The organism is Bradyrhizobium sp. LTSPM299, from assembly GCF_000938235.1.
Classification (GTDB): domain Bacteria; phylum Pseudomonadota; class Alphaproteobacteria; order Rhizobiales; family Xanthobacteraceae; genus Bradyrhizobium.
In genome coordinates, this window is record NZ_JYMU01000039.1 from 137,921 (window position 1) to 154,666 (window position 16,746).

The 16,746-nt window shown below is 64.4% G+C and carries 13 protein-coding genes and 1 tRNA gene; 4 read left to right on the forward strand and 10 right to left on the reverse strand.

Annotated elements, in window-relative coordinates; translation table 11 throughout:
* Nucleotides 1-77 precede the first annotated feature (77 nt).
* The 3 genes from UP10_RS20685 to UP10_RS20695 all read right to left on the reverse strand — a co-directional run bounded on the left by UP10_RS20685 (nt 78) and on the right by UP10_RS20695 (nt 2,997).
* Nucleotides 78-1,331, reverse strand: coding sequence for an ABC transporter substrate-binding protein (locus UP10_RS20685; protein ID WP_044589118.1), 1,254 nt, complete (start codon nt 1,329-1,331; stop codon nt 78-80).
* A gap of 231 nt (nt 1,332-1,562) precedes the next feature.
* Complete coding sequence (locus UP10_RS20690; protein ID WP_197086863.1) at nt 1,563-2,591, reverse strand: transporter substrate-binding domain-containing protein; 1,029 nt, start codon at nt 2,589-2,591, stop codon at nt 1,563-1,565.
* 332 nt (nt 2,592-2,923) lie between these two features.
* Nucleotides 2,924-2,997, reverse strand: a tRNA-Gln gene (locus tag UP10_RS20695).
* 311 nt (nt 2,998-3,308) lie between these two features.
* Between UP10_RS20695 and UP10_RS20700 the strand changes: the two genes are divergently transcribed.
* Entirely contained in the window at nt 3,309-3,830 is a 522-nt protein-coding gene (locus UP10_RS20700; protein ID WP_044589120.1) for a hypothetical protein, read from the forward strand.
* A 37-nt stretch (nt 3,831-3,867) separates the two neighbouring features.
* Nucleotides 3,868-4,359 carry a hypothetical protein gene (locus UP10_RS45340; RefSeq protein ID WP_197086864.1) on the forward strand — a complete coding sequence of 164 codons (492 nt, stop codon included), beginning with the start codon at nt 3,868-3,870 and terminating at the stop codon, nt 4,357-4,359.
* Nucleotides 4,360-4,398: 39 nt separating this feature from the next.
* Here UP10_RS45340 and UP10_RS20710 read toward each other — a convergent pair whose 3' ends face one another.
* Nucleotides 4,399-6,894 (reverse strand): penicillin-binding protein 1A, encoded by a 2,496-nt coding sequence (locus tag UP10_RS20710; protein ID WP_044589122.1) that lies wholly within the window; start codon nt 6,892-6,894, stop codon nt 4,399-4,401.
* 512 nt (nt 6,895-7,406) lie between these two features.
* Between UP10_RS20710 and UP10_RS20715 the strand changes: the two genes are divergently transcribed.
* Complete coding sequence (locus UP10_RS20715) at nt 7,407-7,733, forward strand: hypothetical protein (RefSeq protein WP_245321797.1); 327 nt, start codon at nt 7,407-7,409, stop codon at nt 7,731-7,733.
* Between the two features lie 42 nt (nt 7,734-7,775).
* Here the strand turns inward: UP10_RS20715 and ggt are convergent, their stop codons facing one another.
* The 6 genes from ggt to UP10_RS20745 all read right to left on the reverse strand — a co-directional run bounded on the left by ggt (nt 7,776) and on the right by UP10_RS20745 (nt 15,742).
* Nucleotides 7,776-9,512: a gamma-glutamyltransferase gene (gene ggt, locus UP10_RS20720; RefSeq protein WP_044589124.1), complete on the reverse strand. Its 1,737-nt coding sequence runs from the start codon at nt 9,510-9,512 to the stop codon at nt 7,776-7,778.
* 118 nt (nt 9,513-9,630) lie between these two features.
* Nucleotides 9,631-11,244, reverse strand: coding sequence for an ABC transporter ATP-binding protein (locus UP10_RS20725; protein WP_044589125.1), 1,614 nt, complete (start codon nt 11,242-11,244; stop codon nt 9,631-9,633).
* Nucleotides 11,241-12,053 (reverse strand): ABC transporter permease, encoded by an 813-nt coding sequence (locus UP10_RS20730; protein ID WP_044589126.1) that lies wholly within the window; start codon nt 12,051-12,053, stop codon nt 11,241-11,243. The genes UP10_RS20725 and UP10_RS20730 overlap by 4 nt, the downstream gene beginning before the upstream one ends.
* A complete protein-coding gene (locus UP10_RS20735; protein ID WP_044589127.1) occupies nt 12,050-12,994 on the reverse strand; it encodes an ABC transporter permease in 945 nt (314 codons plus the stop codon). Before UP10_RS20735 ends, UP10_RS20730 begins: the two co-directional genes overlap by 4 nt.
* A gap of 16 nt (nt 12,995-13,010) precedes the next feature.
* Nucleotides 13,011-14,582, reverse strand: a complete 1,572-nt coding sequence (locus UP10_RS20740) for an ABC transporter substrate-binding protein (protein WP_245321798.1) — start codon at nt 14,580-14,582, stop codon at nt 13,011-13,013.
* The gene (locus UP10_RS20745; protein ID WP_044589128.1) at nt 14,582-15,742 is read right to left on the reverse strand and encodes a C45 family autoproteolytic acyltransferase/hydrolase; all 1,161 of its coding nucleotides are present in this window, start codon (nt 15,740-15,742) and stop codon (nt 14,582-14,584) included. Before UP10_RS20745 ends, UP10_RS20740 begins: the two co-directional genes overlap by 1 nt.
* 56 nt (nt 15,743-15,798) lie before the next feature.
* Here UP10_RS20745 and UP10_RS20750 point away from each other — a divergent pair, with 56 nt between their 5' ends.
* Nucleotides 15,799-16,737 (forward strand): GntR family transcriptional regulator, encoded by a 939-nt coding sequence (locus UP10_RS20750; RefSeq protein ID WP_044589129.1) that lies wholly within the window; start codon nt 15,799-15,801, stop codon nt 16,735-16,737.
* The last annotated feature ends 9 nt before the right edge of the window (nt 16,738-16,746 follow it).

A 16,746-nucleotide genomic window follows, 5' to 3' on the forward strand; every position in this document is an offset into this window, starting at 1 on the left:
GCGCCGTCGATCTGATGATGCCGTCGTCATTGACGGCAGCAGAAAAGGGCGGAAGCTACACTTCCGCCCTTTGACGATTACCAGCCCTTGTAGGGCATCACCGGCGGCTTCTCGGCATTCGCTTTCGGAAACACCGCGACGTAGTTCTCGCCGTCCTGCAACTGGATGATCAGGCCGGAGGCCAGGATGTTCTGGCCCTTGTCGTCGAACTTGATGCCCTTGTAGCCCATCATCAGTTGCTCGGGCTTCAGGTCGGTCGCCTTCAGCGCGGCCTGAATCTTGGCGGGCTCGGTCGAGCCGGCGCGGTCGATCGCGTCCACCAGCACGAAGAAGCCCTGCATCTGGCGCGCCGCGGTGTCGTCCATCTCGTCGCCGCTCTTCTCCTTGTAGAGTTTTGCGATGATCGCGGTCGCCGATCCTGGCGCCCCGACGCTCCACGACGAGCGGTTGAAGGCGCCTTGCGAAATCTTGCCGACCGCCTTGATGAAGGACGGATCGGAATAGCCGGCATCATCGGCCAGCAGCATCGCCGGCTTGTAGTCGAGCGCCTGCATGGTCTTGGCGAACAGGATCGCATCCGATGTGTAGGAGATCATGATGACGACGTCGGGCTTTTTCTCCTTCAGCTGCAGCACCTGGCTCTGCACGTCGGTCGCATTCGTGGTGTAGGCGACGTCCTGCGTGATCGTGAGCCCCTTCTCCTTGAAGATCGTGGTGATGGTGCTGGCGACCGAGGCGCCATATTCGGTGGTGTCATGCACCAGCGCGATACTGTCTGTCTTGGCGCCGGAGGCCTTCATCTCGGTCAGGAAGTCGTAATAGACTTTTGCAAAATCGGTCGCGATCGGCGTGGTGCGGAAAAACCATTTGAAGCCGCGCTCGGTCAGGTTGGACGCAACCGACTCGCCGTTGACGAAAGGAATGCCGTACTTCTCGGCGATCGCGCTTGCGGTCAGCGTGATGCCGGACTGATAGGCGCCGATCAGCGCCACCACTTTCTCCTCCGTGATCAGCCGCAGTGCCTGGTTCTGCCCGGTCGCCGGGCTGCCCTGGTTGTCAGCAAACACCACCTCGACCTTGGCACCGCCGAGGCCGGCAAGACCGGCATTCCTGGCGAGCGGAAAATTGCCGAGTTCGGGATGCGCGTTGTTGATGATGTCAAGCGCGACCTCGATGGCGTATTTGGCGTGGACGCCGGCGCTCGCGGCACCGCCGCTCAAGGGAAACACCGCGCCGATCTTGACGGTCGCCGGCTGCGCCAGCGCGCTTGAAGCCAGCCCTATCGCAATCGCGGCCGCGGAAAGCAGCCCGACAAATTTCGACAATCTCATAGGAACGTCTCCGAAGGTCCCGTGGCCGGTTTTTATTGGCGGGAAACGCTCGGCGAAGAGCCGCCGCCTCCCTTTTTCTTGGTGTGCCAGCATCGCATGAGCCTTGGGAACCGGCAAGTTGAGGTGCCGCGAGATGCGATTGCTTGCGACTAAAGTCGCTGCAACGGAAATGTGCAGCACTCGATCTCGCACGCGCCGCGCGCGAATATTGCGTGCGGCGCGTGCCGCGTCTCATGGGCCGAAATAAGTGTCCTCGACGGACCGCCATTCCGGGCTTGCGGAAACGATCGTGAGTGCGCGATCGAGCGGCCGCTTCAGCACTGAATCCATCGGCAGCGCAAACGCCATGTAGGCCGGAGCCAACACGCCGTGCGGCGGCGCGATCGCATCGGCAAAGCGCGTCCGCGCCAGATATTGCAACGCACCAATGCTGTTGACGACGCCATCCAGCTTTCCGGAGGCAACAGCGTTGAGGGCATCGGGAAGATTCTCGAACTTCTGATAGGCAAGGCGTTGGCCGTCGAGATATTCGGCGCCCGACGACGCTGAAACGGCGCCGAGCCGTTTGCCTGCGAGGTCGCTGGTGCGGTTCGCGACCATGCCCTCGACACGGCTCACGGTGATGCGCGCGATCAAATTGGTTGTCAACAGCGAGACCAGCACGAGGCTTCCGACCATCCAGACCACGGCAAGCCCGCGGCCGAGATGGGTCTTCGGCGTCTTGTCGCCATAACCGACCGTGGTCATCGTCACGACCGCCCAGTACACGCCCTCGTGCCATGACGTCACGGCCGATGCGGCCTCCGATGTGTTGTCCCTCGAACGGGATCGCTCGAACCACCACATCAGCACGCCGATCACCGCCAGCAGCACAAGGATGGCGACGATCAGCAGGCCAAGCTCGCCGGCGGCAGCGCCGTAATCGTAGAACGCGGACGCGGCGTCGGTTCGCTTGGCGAACACCGCGGCGGCACCGGACCGATGCGTGGGATATGAGAAATCCACCCGCGCAAGCCGTTCGGGCGTGATCGTGATGGCGCCGATCCCGACATCGTAGGCGTGCCGCTCCAGCCCCGACAGCACATCGTCCATCCGCGACACCAGCGTCAATTCATACTGCCAGTGACGATCCTCCGCGACGCGACGCCAAAGATCGACGCTCGCACCCGTGAACAGCCCGTCGCGATCCCGCCCGCCATAGGGCTCGACGTCATAGACCGCGACGTGCAGGGGCGGCGGCGTGCCGGGCTCTGCTGCCATCCCCGCGCTGGCGAGCACGAGGAGAATGAGCAGACAAAGGCCTGCCCGTGCTGCAGCGATGCGACCGGCAATGTCGCGGCAATTGATGAAATGAACACAATCCATACGGCACGATAGCGCCCGTCGATGACGGATATTTCTGTCGCAATGGAGCAGCCGGCATCCCTCGCCTTGTGGCGCGCCGTATGAATCAGATGAGCATGACGCAGGTTACGTTGGCGAGGTCATCGCGGATCGCGGCAACATCGCCGGCGCGGATGCGACGTCCTCGACGTGGTCATGGGGCTGGTTGCGTCGGGTTTTTTCGAGGGCGGCCACACCATGTGGCGGATTGGCTGGGGAACTAGGATTCGAACCTAGACAAACAGAGTCAGAGTCTGTTGTGCTACCGTTACACCATTCCCCAAGAATTGCTGCGGTATCAATGGCTTAGCCGAACGACCTGGCAATCTTGTTGCGGTAGAACGCATCCCAAACAGCGCCCGCGCAAGTGCGCCCTTCTACCCGCTTGGTCCCCGGCTTGGCAAGCATTGATGGCGGAGATTTGGGGCCGGAAAACAAGGGGCAAATCCCCGACGCCTTTTTCGGCCACAATGGTCGGTGCGTCTCGATCCAACACCAATCAAGAGCGCAGGTCATTGCAGCGGCGGCACACGCTGCCTGATATCGACAGGCTGCAACCAATGCGCGGCTGCCGCGATCCCCGGGGACATCTCGATGAAGACGTCGCTGACATTCGCATTCCTGATGCTGGCGCCGGCCGCGGCCTGCTGGGCCCAATCTGCCGAGAAGCAGGCGTGCAACGCCTCGGTCGACATCACCGATACCGATCCAAAGGGCACCCATGTCAGGGCTACGCCGGCCGGCGCGGTCATTGCGTCGCTGAAGAATTCCACCAGCGACGGCTGGATCGAAGTGCATCTCACCGGCCAACTCGGTGACTGGTACGAAATCGACCGCGCGAAGCTGCGCGGTGCCGATCTGCCTACCGGAGAGAACGTGATCTTCCGCGGGCATGGATACCTGCACAAGAGCGTGCTCGGCGTCAGCGGCCTACAGAACGGCGGCGCCATCTACAGCAATCACGACACCGGAAGCAGCCCGGTCGATCTTCACGCGGCCGGTGAGCAGCAGGTTGACTTGCTGGGCTGCTGGGGTGAGTTTCTCAAGATTCATGTCAAGGCCGGCATCGGCTGGACCAGGCAGGTCTGCAGCAATATGAACACGACCTGCGCCTGACCTTTTCGATCCCGCGTCTTCCAAAGAAAGTTTGAAGATGAAGTCGCTGGAGCGTTTTCGAGCGAAGTGGATACCGATTCGCGCTGGGAAAACGCGTCAAAATATGAATCTAGAGCCCCGTTCCGATTTCATCGGAACGGAAATGGCTCTGGCCGCGGGCCTGATGTGCCTCGCACTGACCATCGCGCCGGCTTTGGGCGCCGACTACGACACGACCGAAAAGTCACCGTTGTATGAATTGAAAGCCTGGACAAAAATCTACACTCAGCGCAGCGGTCAGAGCCCAGGCCAGGATACCGACCGCGCCGGCAACGGCATCGCCGCCGATCCCGAGAAGCTCAAGCCCTATGCGTTGACCTACGCCAAGGGACAGACGGCGGGACAGACGGCGGCCAATGGCATCTTGCTGCTGTACGGCGCCGGGCAGATATGGCCGCATGTGCTGGGCGATTTTCGTCTGGCGGTGCCGGCTGCCGTGTTCACGAAATATCTTACGCCGCAGTGGAAGGGCGTATTCAACGCAGGCTGAACGGTTCGGGAATGACGGTGACGGACGCGAGACCGATCGTCAGTACAGCCCGCCAGTCCCTGAGCGCATCACCGCGCGATCTGCGTCCGGCGAAATCCCGGCCTGCGTCCCATCGATCACGTCGGTACCTGCGACGAGATCGTTGCTCGGTGGCGCCTGACCCGGCTTGAAGGCTTCGAGGATCACGCCGCCGGTCTCGCCGGGCCCGGCCCGCGAGCCGGTCTTGGCGACGACGCGGACCAGCCTGATGCCGGGCGGTATCTTGAACGGAACGGGAGGCTTGTCGGCCAGCGCGAGCTTCATGAAGTCGCGCGCGATCGGGGCTGCGGTATGACCGGCCTGCGCATTCCTGCCGAGCGAGCGCGGCTTGTCGTAGCCGACATAGAGCGCGACGACGAGATCAGGCGAAAATCCGGCGAACCACAGATCCTTGGCCTCGTTCGAGGTGCCGGTCTTGCCGGCGATCGGCTTGCCGACCTCCTTCAGCGCGATGCCGGTGCCGGCCTGCACCACCCCCTCCATCAATTCGGTGATCTGGTAGGCGGTCATCGGATCGAGCACCTGCTCGCGACGATCGACGAGCTGCGGCTCCGGTTGGTTCTTCCATCCTTCCGGCGCGTCGCAGCCGCGGCATTCGCGCTGGTCGTGCTTGAAGATGGTGCGGCCATAGCGGTCCTGGATGCGGTCGATCAGCGTCGGCTTTACGCGACGGCCGCCATTGTCGATCATCGAATAGGCCGTGGCCATCCGCATCACCGTGGTCTCGCCGGCGCCCAGCGCATAGGAGAGATAGTTCGGCAATTCGTCATAGACGCCGAAGCGCTTGGCGTATTCGCCGATCAGCGGCATACCGATTTCCTGCGCCAGCCGCACCGTCACGGTGTTGAGCGACAGCCGCAGCGCATTGCGCAGCGTGACCTGGCCCTGGTATTTGCCCGAGGAGAAGTTCTCCGGGCGCCAGACGCCTCCGCCACCCGGCCCCTGATCGATTTCGATCGGCGCGTCGACCATCATGGTCGACCCGGTGTAGCCGTTGTCCAGTGCCGAGGAATAGACGATCGGCTTGAACGTCGAACCCGGCTGCCGGTAAGCTTGGGTCGCGCGGTTGAACTGGCTTTGGTCGAACGAGAAGCCGCCGACCATCGCGAGCACGCGGCCGGTGCGCGGATCCATCGCCACCATCGCGCCTGAAATCTCCGGGATCTGGCGCAGCCGATACTGGCCTTCGACGCGCTGGCCATCCTTGGTGTAAAGCGGGTCGGCGTAGATCACGTCGCCGGGTTGCAGCACCTGCGCCACCGAGGTCGACGTCTTGCCCTTCTGCGGTCCGGAGACCACCCTCGCCCACCGCACGCCGTCGAGCGTGACGATGCCGGTCTCGCGCTGCTTGCTGACGGCACCGCCGAGCTCGCGGCCCGGCTGGAAGCCGATCCGCGCCGACTGATCGTTGCTCTCCAGCACCACCGCCATCCGCCATGGCGAGATGTCCGAGAGCGACTTGACGTCCGCCAGCGGCACGCCCCAGTCGCCGGAGATGTCGAGCTTGTTGATCGCGCCGCGATAGCCCTGCTGCTCGTCATAGTTCACGAGGCCCGCCACCATGGTCTTGCGCGCCATCACCTGGATCTTCGGATCGAGCGTGGTGCGGACCGACAGGCCGCCTTCATAGAGCTTCTTCTCGCCATAGCGCTCGAAGATGTCGCGGCGGACCTCTTCGGAGAAATATTCGCCGGCGAAGGTGTGCGCGCCGCTCGAGCGGTTGGTAACGGTGAGCGGCTCCTTGCGCGCCGTGTCGGCGTCTGCCTGGGTAATCCAGCCGTTCTCCTGCAGGCGGTCGATCACATAATTGCGCCGCTCGATGGCGCGCGCCCGGTTGCGCACCGGATGCAGGCTGGCTGGCATTTTCGGCAGCGCGGCCAGATAGGCCGCTTCCGCGATCGTCAGCTCGTTCACCGACTTGTCGAAATAGACCAGCGACGCCGCCGCAATGCCGTAGGCGCCGAGACCCAGATAGATTTCGTTGAGATAGAGCTCGAGGATCTTGTCCTTGGAATAGGTCTTTTCGATCCGCATCGCGACCAAGGCTTCCTTGATCTTGCGGGTGAACGAGACTTCGTTGGTCAGAAGGAAGTTCTTGGCGACCTGCTGGGTGATCGTCGACGCGCCCTGCGGACGGCGGTTGGAACCGTAGTTCTGGATGTACGACAGGCCGGCGCGCGCCATGCCGGTGTAGTCGATGCCGCCATGCTCGTAGAAATTCTTGTCCTCGGCCGCCAAGAAGCTGTTGATCACGAGCTTCGGCACGGCCTGGATCGGCAGATAAAGTCGGCGTTCCTTGGCAAATTCGCCGAGCAGCGAACCGTCGACCGCGTGCACGCGGGTCATCACCGGCGGCTCGTAGTTCTGCAGCTGCGTATAGTCGGGCAAATCCTTCGAGAAATGCCAGATCAGCCCGGCAACCGCTGCCACGCCGACCAGGAACACGACGGATCCTGCCGCGAACAAAAATCCGAAAAATCGCACCAGGAATCGCATTGACCAGTTCCCATGGCGAACGCGCGGCTCGTTCTGAGCCCGCTGCCTGCCAGATCGCGGTCCCGTATATCGGTCGCTCCGCGTGCCCGCAATTCAGGGGTGGAGAATTAAAGCAGGTGGGACGCCAAACTTATGCCATAGAGCACGGCTCGCGCGCGTCCAAATCAGCGGGTGTCCCAAAGGCACAGCTGGCGACTGGATCGATTCCCGCTCCCAGTCGCGTGGAAGGTCACCCACGCGAGGCGATCGGATCGCGCCGAAAGGGCCCCCTGTCGCGTGAGGCTCCCTGCCCCTGATATCACCGGCGGGAATAGGTCGATCACTGGCGTCGATGCAATCGTTAACAGTGCATTTACCATAACGGCCGCATCGTGTTAGCCAATAATTCTCTCGCGACGGGGCTGAATTGCATGGCACAGCGCGGCTTCAGAAGACCATTCTTAACCGACGAGAACGTCCTTGGACTTCCAAGGCCGCCCTCACCCAACACGGGCGCTCAGGCTCTGGATCTCGTGTATCAGGCCGCCGACCTGTTCCGCGGCATCGAGGACAGGGTCCGCGCCACCGAAATGCGGGCCGATGCCGCCGAACGAGCCCAGTTCGACATCATCGGCACGACCGAGCGTAAGCTGAGAGAGGCTTCCAAGGCACTGGAAGAGGCTCAAAAGCGCATCGTGACCCAGCAGGACCAGTTGGCGGCCCTCGAATTTCGCGCCCAGGTCGCCGAAACCGAGGCGCGAGACGCCAGGCAGACGCTCGCGCAGGTCGAGGACGCGATTCGCAGGCGGCTGCTTCTCACCAGCGAACAGGCGGACAGCCAGTCGCCGGCCGTCGCCTGATCCCAGTCCCTCGCCGCCGGCGAAGCCCGCCCGCGACGACGATCAATAGCCTCCAGCCAATCCGCTGTTGCGACGCGGATCATTCGCCCCATAGAAGCGATTGTTGCCGACCGGCGTGCCGCCCAGCGACGGCGCGCCGATGATGATGACCGCGAGGTGATTGGCCGGCTGCGGCGGGCCTAATTTGTGGCCCATCCCTTCCAGGATCTTCCGCGTGTCCGGCGACAACGCGTAGTCCTCCAGATTGGTCAGGTCCGGAAGCCACTGTTGGTGGAAGCGCGGCATGTCTACGGCTTCCTGCGCGTTCATGCCGTAGTCGATGGCGTTGATCATCGTCAGCAACACGGCCGTGATGATGCGGCTGCCGCCCGGCGTGCCCACCACCATGATCGGTTTGCCGTCCTTGGAGACGATGGTCGGGCTCATCGAGGACAGCGGACGCTTGCCGGGCGCGATCGCATTGGCCTCGCCCTGCACCAGGCCGTAGAGATTCGGCACGCCGATCTTGGCGGTGAAATCGTCCATTTCGTCGTTCAGCAGCACACCCGTTTTCGCCGCGGTCACCTTGGCGCCGAACCAGTCATTCAGCGTGTAGGTGACCGACACCGCGTTGCCGTCCTTGTCGGCGATCGAATAATGCGTGGTGTTGCTGCCCTCATGGGGCGCGACGCCGGGCTTGATGTCCTTCGACACGCTGGCCTTGGTCGGGTCGATCACGGCACGGATCTTGGCGGCGTAGGCCTTGTCGAGCAGGCGGTCGAGCGGATTTTTCACGTAGTCTGGATCGCCGAGATAGCTGTTGCGGTCGACATAGGCATGGCGCATCGCCTCGATCTGGTAGTGCACAGCCTCTGCGGAGTGATAGCCAAGATCCTTGAGGGGATAGCCCTCCAGGATGTTCAGGATCTCGCAGATCACTACCCCGCCCGAGCTCGGCGGCGGCGCCGAGACCACGTGATAGCCGCGGTAGTCGCATTCCACGGGCGCAAGCTCACGGACCTTGTAATTGTCGAGGTCCTCCTGCGTGATCAGGCCCTTGCCGGCCTGGCTCGAGGCCACGATGGCGGTGCCGACCCAGCCCTTGTAGAAGCCGTCGGTGCCGCGCTTGCTGATCTCGCGCAGGGTCTCGGCCAGTTCGTGCTGCGTCAGCCGCTCGCCGACCTGGAACGGCTTGCCATTGTTGAGGAAGATCGCGGCCGAGGCCGCATCATCCTTGAAATCATCGGTTGCCGTCAGCAGCAGGCTGATGTCGCCCTGGTCCAGCACGAAGCCATCCTCGGCCAGTTGCAGCGCCGGCGCGATCACGTCCGCGCGCTTCATGGTGCCGTACTTCTCGCGCGCATATTCCATGCCGGCCACCGAGCCGGGCACGCCGACCGCAAGATGTCCCTTGGTGGACAGGCCCTTGATGACGTTGCCGTCCTTGTCGAGATACATGTTGGCGGTGGCGCCCTTGGGCGCCATTTCGCGGAAATCGAGGAAGGTCTTGCGGCCGTCGGCAAGCTCGATGGTCATGAAACCGCCGCCACCCAGATTGCCCGCCGCCGGATAGACCACGGCGAGCGCGTAACCGACTGCGACCGCCGCATCGATGGCGTTGCCGCCGCGCTTGAGCACCTCGACGCCGACCTGCGTCGCCAGATGCTGGGCCGCAACCACCATCCCGTTTTCGGAGGCGACCGGCGCCACAGAGGCCGCATGAGCAGGCGCAAAGGCCGTGATGCTGATCGAGAAAATCGCGGCGATACTGCACCGCGCGCCGGTCCTTAGATTTCGCATGAGCGCCTCCCCGGGCGCCGTCCGTTGCGGCGCACCTTGCTACCTGAGCGCGCGAAGCTAGCAGGCTGGGCGTCCGCGCACTATACGCGTCGCGCGAATTCTGTCTGTTGACATCGCCTCAGCCCGACGCCAGCGCGCCCGGCGCGCCGGCGAAATCGAGCACCGGCGCCGCCGCGAGCAGCGCCTTGGTATAGTCATGCTGGGGATGATCGAACACGTCGTCGCGCGAGCCCTGCTCGACGATGCGGCCGCCCTGCATCACGACCACGCGGTCGGCAACCTGCTCGACCGCGGCGAGATCGTGGCTGATGAACAGACAGGCAAAGCCATATTGCGTTTGCAGCCGCTCGAACAATTTCAACACCTGGGCCTGGATCGTCATGTCGAGCGCAGAGACCGGCTCGTCCGCCACCACGAAGGACGGATGCCGCACGATCGCACGTGCGATCGCGATGCGCTGACGCTGACCGCCGGAGAGTTCATGCGGCCAGCGTTGCGCGAAGCCGGCGAGCCCGACCTCGTCGAGCATCGCCGCGACGCGGCGGTCGCACTCGCTTGTCGCAAGGTTCGGCACATGACGCAGCGGTTCGGCGACGATCTCGCCGACGCGCATCCGCGGATCGAGCGAGGAATACGGATCCTGGAACACGAGCTGCGACGCCAGGCGAAACGCGCGGTCGCGGGTCGCGATCACGTCCCTGCCCTGAAAGCGGATCTCGCCGCCGGCCGACGGGATCAGCCGCAGCATGGCGCGGCCGAGCGTCGTCTTGCCCGAGCCGCTGCCGCCGACCACCGCGACCGTTTCGCCCGCGCCGATCTCGAGATCGACGCCATCGACCGCCGCGACATCGGCGTCGCGGCGGAACAGGCGCTGCCGCCCGCCGAACGACACTTTGAGGCCGCGCACGCTGATCAGCGGCTCGCCGGCCGCGCGCCGTCGGGTCGCAACGCGGCGGCGCGGCAGCGCATCGACAAGCTGGCGCGTATAGGCCTCGCGCGGCGCCGACAAGATCTGCCGGACGCTGCCGGTTTCCACCACCTGACCCTGCCGCAGCACCACGGCGCGCTGCGCGTAGCGCGACACCAGGCCGAGATTGTGGGTGATCAGCATCACCGAGGTGCCGTGATCGCGCGCCAGTTCGACCATCAAATCGAGCACCTCGCGCTGGCTCAGCGTATCGAGCGCGGTGGTCGGCTCGTCGGCCAACAGCAGTTTCGGCTTCAGCAGCATCACCGAGGCCAGCATGATGCGCTGGCGCATGCCGCCGGAGAATTCGTGCGGATAGGCATCAAAGGTCCGCTCGGGATCGCGGATCTGCACCCGCGCCAGCATCTCGAGGCAACGTCGCTTGATCTCGCTCTTCGCGAGCTTCTCGTGCATCACGAGGCCCTCGGCCATCTGCGCCCCGACGCCGATCGCCGGATTGAGCGAGACCATCGGCTCCTGGAACACCATGCCGATGGCCCGGCCACGCAGCGTCCGCATCCGCCGCGGCGTGACATCGGCGAGATCCTCGCCGTCGAGTCGGATCTCGCCTGAGACATGACGCAGGCCCGACGGCAGCAGGCCGAGAATGGCGCGCGCCGCGGCGGTCTTGCCGCTGCCTGATTCCCCCACGACGGCCAGAAACTCCCCGCGCTCGATCGCAAACGACACGTCGTCGACGACGACAGCGCCGGTCCTGGCGGCCTCGATGCGCAGATGATCGACCGTGAGCAACGTCGCCGTCATCCGTGTGCCATCCTGGGATCAAGGCGGTCGCGCAGGGAATCGCCGAGCAAGTTGATCCCGAGCAGCGTCAGCGCAATGCAAAGCCCCGGCGCGACGCTGAGCCAGGCGGCGGTTTCCATATAGGGACGGCTTGCCGCCAGCATGTTGCCCCAGGTCGGCGCCGGCGGCGGCACGCCGAGGCCGAGGAAGCTGAGCGCGCTCTCGGCCAGCAGCACCCAGCCGAACATGCTGGTCGCGAGCACCGCCACCGGTGCCGTTGCGTTGGGCAGCACATGGCGGACCATCGAATAGAATTCGGAGTTTCCGATCACGCGCGAGGCTTCGATATACTCCCTCTCGCGGATCGACAGCACGGTACCGCGCACGACCCGCGCGACCGAGGGGATATAGGCGAGCCCCAGCGCCAGCGCGAGGCCGGTCTTGTTGGCGCCGACCACGATCATCACCGCGAGCGCCAGCAGGATGCCGGGAAACGCCAGCAGCGCGTCGTTGACGGCCATGATGATGCGATCGGTCCAGCCGCGAAGATAGCCGGCGACGCCGCCGACCACGACACCGATGCTGACGGCAATCAAGACGGTGGCCAGCGCCACCACCACGCTCGCGCTCGCGCCCGTCATCAGCCGGCTCAGCACGTCACGGCCGAATTCGTCGGTGCCGAGCCAGTGCAGCGACGACGGCGGCTGCAGCCGCGCCTTCAGGTTGATGCGCAGCGGATCGAACGGCGTCCAGAACGCCGCCGCGACAGCGGTGCCGAGCAGCAGCGCAATCAAAGTGCCGCCGATGGCGGTGTTGGCGCGCCATCTCATGCCACGGCCACCCGCGGGTCGAACAGCGGATAGCAGAGATCGACGATCAAATTGACCACGACATAGATCACCGCGGTGAACAGCAGGCAGCCCTGCACCACCGGATAGTCGCGCGCGAAAATCGAATCGACCAGCAGCCGCCCAAGGCCCGGCAGCGTGAACACGGTCTCGATCACGGCGATGCCGCCGAGCAGATGGCCGAGCACCAGCCCGATCAGCGTCCAGGTCGGCGCAAAGGCGTTCGGCAGCACGTGGCGGCCGAGCACCAGCCATTCCGGGACGCCCTTGGCGCGCGCATGCGTGACATATTCGAGCCGCAGCACCTCGATCGAGGCAGCGCGCGCCATCCGCGTCAGCACGCCGATTTCGACGATGGAGAGCGTCGCGATCGGCAGCAGCATGAACATAGCCGCCTGCCAGAAATTCTCCGAGAACGCCACATAGCCGATCACTGGCAGCCATTTTAGCTTCAGGCCGAACAGCAACAGCAAAAGCAGGCCGAGCCAGAAGCTCGGAATCGACAGCAGCAGCGTGGCGCCGCCGACGATCGCAAGATCGAGCGCGCTGTTCTGTTTCCAGGCCGCGATCAGGCCGGCCACGACCGCGATGCAGGCGGCAAGGCCGACGGCCACCAGCACGATGACGGCAGAGACCTGGAAGCGCTCGAGGATCAGCGGCAACACCGGAAGATTGTTGGTGATGGAATGGCCGAGGTCACCGGTCGCGAGATGGCCGAGCCAGTACAGGAATTGCAGCGGCACCGGCTGGTCGAGCCCGAGTTGCGCGCGAAGCTGCGCGGCCTGTGCCGCGTCGGTGTTGTCGCCCAACATCACCTGAACCGGATCGCCCGGAATCAGACGCACCAGCGTGAACACCGCGACCGCCACCAGCAGCAGCGTCGGGATCGTCATCGCCAGCCGTCGTGCAAGGTAGCCCAGCATCGCCGCGATCCCCTCCTTAACGGATGCTCACGCCCCAGAAGCGCGGTTGCGCAAACAGCCAGCCGGCATAACCCTTCACGTTGTTACGCAGGCCGGCGATCTCGGAGCCGTTGAACAGCACGATCATCGGCACGTCGTCGATGAAGCGGCGATGCATCTCGTCGAACAGCTCCTGGCGTTTCGCCTTGTCGTCGATCATCATCGACTGCTGCATCATCGCTTGCGCCTCCGGATTGTCCCAGACCTTGCGAGGCTGGGTCGCCTTCGGCCCGGTCAGCATCTCGAACGAGAGCGAAGGATCGAGCCGCGCCGAATAGGTGAAGGCCATCGACTGGTAATCGCCGCGATTGTAGCGATCGAGCTGGGCGGCCCAGTCCAGCACCTCGATCTCGATATTGATGCCGACGGATTGCGCCATCGCCTGCACCAGGACAGCGGAATCGAACACGTAGCTGTAGCGTTTGTTGGCGATCATCTTGATCGGCTGGCCGTGATAGCCGGCCTGAGCCAGCAGCCTCTTGGCTTCCACGACATTCTGGGTGTAGCCGTGCGCTTCCGCCTCGCCGTAGAAGGGGCTGCCGATCGGCAACGCCGAATTATTCGCGCGCGCGGTGCCCTCCATCACTGCATCGACGATCTGCGGCGTGTCGAGACTGAGCGCAATCGCCCGGCGGATCCGGACATCCTTCAGCAGGGGATCGCGGGTCTGGAACAGGATGCCGGTGAGACCGAGCGCCGGCGTGACGCTGAGCTGCACGTCCGGCCGTCCCTTGAGGTCTTCGAGGTCCGGGATCGAAAGATTGCTGACCACGTCCAGCGCCCTGGAGAGCAGGCCTGCTTTGGCCGCCGAGCTGTCGGGGATAATGTTGAAGCGGACGCGATCAACGTCCGCGGTCTTGGCGCCGGCATTGCCGCTGCGCGGCTCGCTGCGCGCGACGTAACCGTCGAAGCGCACCAGATCGATATACTGGCCGCGCTTCCAGTCGCCGACCTTGAACGGCCCGGTGCCGACAGGCGCGATCCACTTGCCATCAGGACCGATGGAATCGTGATGGATGATGGCGGCCTGCCCGCAATCCGGTCGCGCCAGCGTTGGCAGGAACAGCGCGGTCGGCCGGTCGAGCGTGATGGCGACGGCCTGCGTATCGGGCGCCTCGATCTTTTCGATTTGGGCGATCCCGCTTGCGCTGAACTCGGACAGGCAGCGCCATTGCGTGGCTGGATCGAGCCAGCGCTTCAACGACCAGACCACGTCGGCTGATGTCATGACAGCGCCGTTATGGAACTTGACGCCCTCGCGCAGATGGAACGTGTAGGTCTTGCCGTCGTTCGAGACATCCCAGCCGTCGGCCAGCATCGGCCCGATCGACGTATCGTCGCGGAACGCGACCAGGCCCTCGACGATATGCGCCATCACGCCGTCGGTGTTGGCGTCGCGGTTGGTGCCGGGATCGGTGGAGCGGATGTCGGCGTTGAGCCGGGTGCGCAGCAACGTCTCGGCGCCGGCGCGCACCGGCGCCGCCGCCAGCATCGCAGCCAGCGCCATCAAGCCGGCCATCATCACGCATGATGGCCGACGCGCATTCATCACGATGCCTTCGCGATCGCGGCCGGCGCAGCGTCGTTCTTCGCGCTCGCTTCCACGTCGAGCCGATAGGTCGTGAACTTCCGGTTCAGCGACGGCAAGGGTGCCACTTCCATCAGCCCGCTCGCCGGCTCCATCAGGATCATCGCGACCGTGGCGCTCAGATTGTTGCCGAGGTTGAGTCGCGGCGGACGGCAGACCGACCAGGGATAGGCGAAATCATCGAACAGCGCCGTCTTTACGGTATCGAAGCCGATGGCGCCGAGATGCGGCTGCAAGAGGTCGCGGACGCGGATGTCGCGGTAGAGGCTGTCGGGCGTGCTCGCGATGCCGGTATCCTTGAGGTTGCCAAGCGCGACCGGGCTGACGAAATGGTTGGCGTGCACCAGAAGCCCTTGATTGGGATGCACCTGGAAGGTCTCGTCGGGCGCGCATTCGAAATCGATCGCAACGCCGTCGCGATGGCTGACGATCATGTTATTGGCAGCGGATTTTTTGGTGCAATAGACCGAGCGCATCGCCAGCGCGAGATGCTCGTTCTCCAGCACCTTGCGCCGGATCAGCGCCAAGGGCACGCCGACCTGACGATAGTCGCGGTCGCTCTGCAGATAATTCGCTGTGATGGCGATGCCGACCGCGTTGAAGCCGCAGCGCCCGAGCGCGCCGGCTTCAGTGAAGGTCATGAGATCAGGACCATCGTCGCGGCGGACTTTGAGCACGACCGCGGTCTCGGCGCATTCACGCTTCCAGTCCCAGTTCTGGGCGTGGATCAGCCGCCCCGACGCGCTGGCCTGCGGCAGCACGACGACGCCGGTGCAGCCATCGGGTTCGTCGGGCGTCTTCAGCCGCGCCCTCACCGCGGGGTCGGCGAGCTTCAGGATTTCGGTGCGGGCATTGAGCAGCACGATATCCTCGAACGGAACGCCGGCACCGTCCGCGATGCCGTGCATCTCCTCGATATAAGCGGGCTCGAACGCCTCGATGACGGGAAGATAGTCGCGCACCAGTTCGGCGACGCCGGCGGCGTCGAGCGAGAGCTCCTTCAGCTGGGCGAAATAATGCGAGGTGCCCTTGCGGATGCGGTCGGCGGCAAGGCGGCCATATTGCTTGCCGCGCTCATGCGGCGGACCGGAAATTTCGATTAGGGGAAACGGTTCGACCATCGTTTGCGCCAACTTCCTTTTGCGTTTCCTGAAAGCCTAATGTATTTTGTAAGTACATGAAACAAAAATCTTCGCCCACTCCGAAGGCAGCCCCGAGCCGGCTGCAGCGCGAACTGTCCGCGGGCATCCTGGAGCTGATCCGGGCCGAAAAACTCGCGCCCGGCACGCGACTTGCGGAGGTGGCGCTGGCACAGCGGCTGCAGGTTTCGCGCACGCCGGTGCGCGCGGCGCTGAAATTATTGGCACGCCGCCGCCTCGTACGGGTCGGCGCAACCCGCGGTTATTTCGTCGCGGACGCGGTTCCGGCTACACCGAAGGCGCCGACGAAGCCCGTGCCAGCGGATACCGACCGCCTGTTCGTTGCGATCGCGCGCGACCGGCGCAGCGGGCGCCTTCCGATCGACGTCTCCGAGCGCGACCTGATGCAGCGCTACGATGCGACCCGCCCCGTGGTGCAGCGCGTACTGGCGAAGCTGGCCGAGGTTGCGGCTGTGCAGCGCAAGCCGGGCCACGGCTGGCGCTTCCAGCCGATCATCGCGGATGCGCAAGCCCGCGCCGAAAGCTACCGCTACCGGATCCTGATCGAGCCGGCCGGCCTCCTGGAACCGGGCTTCCAGCTCGATCCGGGCTGGGCCGCCGAGATGCGCCAGCGCCACGAGGAGACGTTGCGAGAGCCGTGGAAGGAGACGGCGAGCATCGCGCTCTACGAGATGAACGCCGCCTTCCACGAAGGACTGGCGGCAGCCTCCGGCAACCGCTTCCTGCTGGTCGCCGTGCAGCAGCAGAACCGGTTGCGCCGCTTCGCGAACTACGACTGGGTCTTCGGGTATGAGCGCGTGGTGGTGAACTGCCGCGAGCATCTTGCGATCCTCGACCGACTCGATGCCGGCGAGCACGAGGTTGCCGCACAGCTGTTGCGCGGTCACCTCGAACGCGCGGCGATGCTGAAAACCATCGAAATGGCCGACAGCCGCAACAACAATAGCAGCAAGTAACAGGAGACC